Genomic DNA, 3,694 nt, shown 5'->3' with positions numbered 1-3,694 from the left:
CCCGACAACAAACCCCGGATGCCGACGGGAAAAACCCACCAAACATTCAGCACACTGTTGAGTTCTCAAAGGACAACCACACCACCGTACAAGCCGACCCACAGGGCCAGACCTTCCGGAAGGCGACTTCCCATCGTACTGCTTCGCCCGGACCGGGTTCAACCTCGCTGTCCTGGCGACCCGGAGAACATTACACCCGCCCGTGAGGGCCTCTCACGGGGGGTGGGTTTGCGCGATCACCGCAGGTCAGCGGCCGGTTCACCGGTACGTCGCCCCGAGCGGCCGGCTCAGTCGACCCAGTGGACCTGCAGGAGGTCCACGCGCGCGAGCTCCTCGACCACCACGTAGGTCACCAGCCCGCGCGCCCCGAACGGCAGGGTCCGCACGGCTCCCCCGGGGTTCCGGTCGACCAGGGGGTCCCCCGCCCACGGTGTGAGCTCGAGGACGGCCACCGCCTCGGCGAGCGCGACCACGGCCTCGTGCGGCAACCCGGACAACGTCTCCAGGATCGAGCCGACGTCGATCTCGTAGGCCACCTAGAGCCCGAGGTCCCCGCGCACCTCACGCCACGGCACGCCAGGCGCGCCGGACCCACGGTCCTCGAGGGCCGTCGCCGCCGTGCTGCGGAGCGCCCGGTAGCCGTCGTGCCCCCCCGCCGCCACGGTCACCCGGGCAACCCGACACCAGGCCTCCAGGCAGGTGTGGACGACGGTGAGGTCGTAGGTGTCGGCGGCTCGGGACAACGCTTCACGCCACTGGAGGTCGAACTCGGCAGCGCTCTCGGGCGTCAGGACCGCGCGGACCTCGGCTGGTGTCGCGTCCACCCAGGTCTCCGGGCGCCGCCCACCCGGCGGGGTCGAGGAGGCGGCCGCGGTCATGGCCGTCACTCTACGACCGAGGGCCATGCCGGCGGCCGGGATCCGCCGTGGTGTCGGGGGGGGGACCCCGAGGCCCGAGAGGGTGGGACACGTGACGCCGGGACGGAGCGACATCACGGCTCCGGTGCCCCGTCGCGAGGCGCCCGAGCGTCGCCGACCAGGGACTCGTGGCGCTCACCTCGCCGGGTGGTGGCGAACCTGTGCCGGATGGTGGGACCGGGACCGTGCCCCTCCGCTGGGCCGCCTCCGCTGGGCCGCCTCCGCTGGGCCGCCTCCGCTGGGCCGCCTCCGCTCGCGGGTGCACCGGACCGCGGACCGGGCTCGTCGAGCGGCTGTGGGACGGCGGCAACCACGCCTTCCTGCTCGTCCACGCGGTCGCACCGGAGCACCGGCGTCGTGGTGCCGCCACCTCCGTGATGGGCCCGGCCACGACCGCGCCCGCCAGGCACGCTGCGACCCAGCTCATCTCGAGGTCGAACCACCCCGCCCTGGAGGCGCGAACAACCCGGCGCGGTTGGTCCGCGATCTCCTCGCGGGCGCGGATAGGTCCGCACGCAGCCACCCACCACTGGGGACTCGATGACGCCGCAGTACGGCACCGGGTACCCCGGGGATGCGCCGTGTCAGGGGATGCCCCCTGTCAAGGGATGCCCTGTGTCGACCTCGCCGGCCCGAGCAGGTCGGGAACGACTGCTGACCACGGCGTGGCCCGTACCCCGGGGCGTCCCGAGGGTTGGGGCTACCGGGGCCCGACGAGCGTCCGCTCAGCGGGTGTAGATGCCGGTCGGCCGTTCGTGGTAGCCCTTGGCGCCGACGAGTTCGGCGAGTGGGCTCAGGACGTGCCCCTCGTTGAGGGCGAGCTCGGCGGTAGCTGGAAAAGCCCAGCGTGGTGTCCAGTTGAGTTCGCGGCGCGCTCGGGTGTTGACGTAGATCCGGACGATGGCCGGTGGGATGGTCCAGCCGCGGATGGTGAACCGCTCGACCAGCTCGGGGAAGAGCCTGGCGACGACGGCCGGGGCGTCTCGTGCGAGCTCGGCACGGTCCTCTTCGACGAACGGGGTGGTCGCGCTGATGATGTAGCGGGCGAAACCCAGCTCGGGCGCGCGTCGGGCGGCGAGCAGGTGGGCCTCGACGGCGTCGCTGAGGTCGACACGTCGGTAGAGGAATTCGACGGTCTTGAGGTTGGCGTCGCTGTAGCGGGCGCGGGCGTCGTCGCGGTCGTCGGGCTCGGGGAAGAACCGAGAGGTGCGCAGGACGACGACCGGGAGCCCGTCGCAGGCAGCGAGTTCGCAGAGGTCCTCGGCAGCGGTCTTGGTGGCGCCGTAGATGTTGCGGACCTGATCCGCGACGTCCTCGGTGATCCAGACAGCGGGCTCACCGGGTGCGGGGGTGAGCGCGCGACCGAACGCGCTGGTGCTCGAGGTGAACACCACGCTGCGCACCGAAGCCGCGGCGGAGGCCTCGAGGACGGCGAGGGTGCCGGTGACGTTGACGTCGATGAAGTCCTGGCGAGAGTGAGAAGCGACGTGCGGCTTGTGCAGCGTCGCGGTGTGCAGGACGTGATCGACGCCGGTGACGGCCCGGGCCATCTGGTCGCGGTCGATCAGGGAGGCGACGATGTCGGTGTGCGCGGACGGCTTCAGGTCGAAGCCGAGCACGGTCTCGCCGCGCTCGCGCAGCACCCGGACGAGGGCCTCGCCGAGGTGGCCGGCGCTGCCGGTGACCAACCAACGGGCCACGGCATGCCCCTCCTCCGCTCGTACCGCTCGCGGCCGCAGGTGGGCCCCGCGCCGGTCGGCTGACGATCGTGCCGGACCGAGCCCGAGCTCGCGACGACAGCCTGACGTGGGAGCACGAGCGCGCGGGCGCGTCCGCAACCTGGGCGGTTTGAGATCCCGCTGGCCGGCGCCCTACCTCGGCGGCCGTGCCAGATGACGTAGGTGCAGGCATGGGCACGACTCGGACGGCGCGGTGTGGTCGTGGCCGCGGGTCCGGGCGCGGTGGTAGATGTCGGCCGCGCACGTCGTTCACCTCGTGCTCATGCAGGAGCAGACGATCCTGGGCACCCTCGGCGGTGTGGGTCCGGCGGGGCTCTCTCCCTCCTTGGTCGCACCTGCTCGAGTCGACCTACGTGGCGTCCTGACTGATCCGCGCTCCTCCCTGGGACGAGCAGCGCGTGGCCCTGTCGACGGTCTGCCGCGACCCGAGGCGCCGGGTCCCGCGGCTCTCAGGGTGAACGTTGCCAACTGTCGCGGTCAGGCCGCTCGGCGGCGACCCGATGGCCACCTCTGGCGCATCGACAGGGGATCGACAGGGGTGGCGCCGGCCGAAGCCACCGGTCCCCGGGGGGACGACGGCGCGCGAGCGAGACGGACGAGGGACGGCGCCGCGGTTGCCCGAGGGCCGCGGACTCGGCCCACCGCGGCGGAACCCACCGCGTCGGGCGTCGGGTGCTGGTGCCCGGATCCTGCTCCGACCACAGCCGTTCCGCCGAGACCGTGGGACACCGGAGACCGACGCCATCGCTTCCACACCCTCCTGCCGGCCCTCCTTGCGGAGGAGCTCAGGAACTGGGTCGGTGGAGCGCCGGCGTGCGCTGATGCCGCGAGCACTCGCACATGACGAAGAAACCGGCGCCGTGGAGGCGCGAAAAAAGGGGCGGGGGCTCGTGGTGGAGTCCTCGCCCCTTTTTTTGTGGGGTGGTGATGTGTGTGGGGGTGGTCGGGTGTTCCGGCGGTGTCCTACTCTCCCACGACCTGTCGGTCGCAGTACCATCGGCGCTGGAGGGCTTAGCTTCCGGGTTCGGGATGGGTCCG

At 72.0% G+C, this 3,694-nt stretch carries 4 protein-coding genes and 1 rRNA gene; 1 reads left to right on the top strand and 4 read right to left on the bottom strand.

Going from position 1 to position 3,694, the window contains the following annotated elements:
- The coding region (locus PH191_RS29920) for a hypothetical protein (protein WP_274198280.1) at positions 1 to 206 on the top strand (206 nt) is incomplete at its 5' end.
- A gap of 81 nt (positions 207 to 287) precedes the next feature.
- Here the strand turns inward: PH191_RS29920 and PH191_RS29915 are convergent.
- From PH191_RS29915 to rrf, 4 genes are all read right to left on the bottom strand, one after another.
- Positions 288 to 536 (bottom strand): hypothetical protein, encoded by a 249-nt coding sequence (locus tag PH191_RS29915; protein ID WP_274198279.1) that lies wholly within the window; start codon positions 534 to 536, stop codon positions 288 to 290.
- Complete coding sequence (locus PH191_RS29910) at positions 537 to 878, bottom strand: DUF6247 family protein (RefSeq protein WP_274198278.1); 342 nt, start codon at positions 876 to 878, stop codon at positions 537 to 539.
- A 764-nt stretch (positions 879 to 1,642) separates the two neighbouring features.
- Positions 1,643 to 2,617, bottom strand: coding sequence for an NAD-dependent epimerase/dehydratase family protein (locus PH191_RS29905; RefSeq protein ID WP_274198277.1), 975 nt, complete (start codon positions 2,615 to 2,617; stop codon positions 1,643 to 1,645).
- A 989-nt stretch (positions 2,618 to 3,606) separates the two neighbouring features.
- Positions 3,607 to 3,694, bottom strand: a 5S ribosomal RNA gene (gene rrf / locus PH191_RS29900); the annotation flags it as partial.

The organism is Actinomycetospora callitridis, assembly GCF_028737265.1.
GTDB classification, from domain to species: domain Bacteria; phylum Actinomycetota; class Actinomycetes; order Mycobacteriales; family Pseudonocardiaceae; genus Actinomycetospora; species Actinomycetospora callitridis.
The sequence above is the reverse complement of the archived record's forward strand: the minus strand, read 5'-3'. Positions and strand labels throughout refer to the sequence as shown.

What these genes read in the sequence shown, in the direction of transcription:
- PH191_RS29910 (WP_274198278.1), bottom strand. Translation starts at nt 878, where the DNA reads ATGACCGCGGCCGCCTCCTCGACCCCGCCGGGTGGGCGGCGCCCGGAG.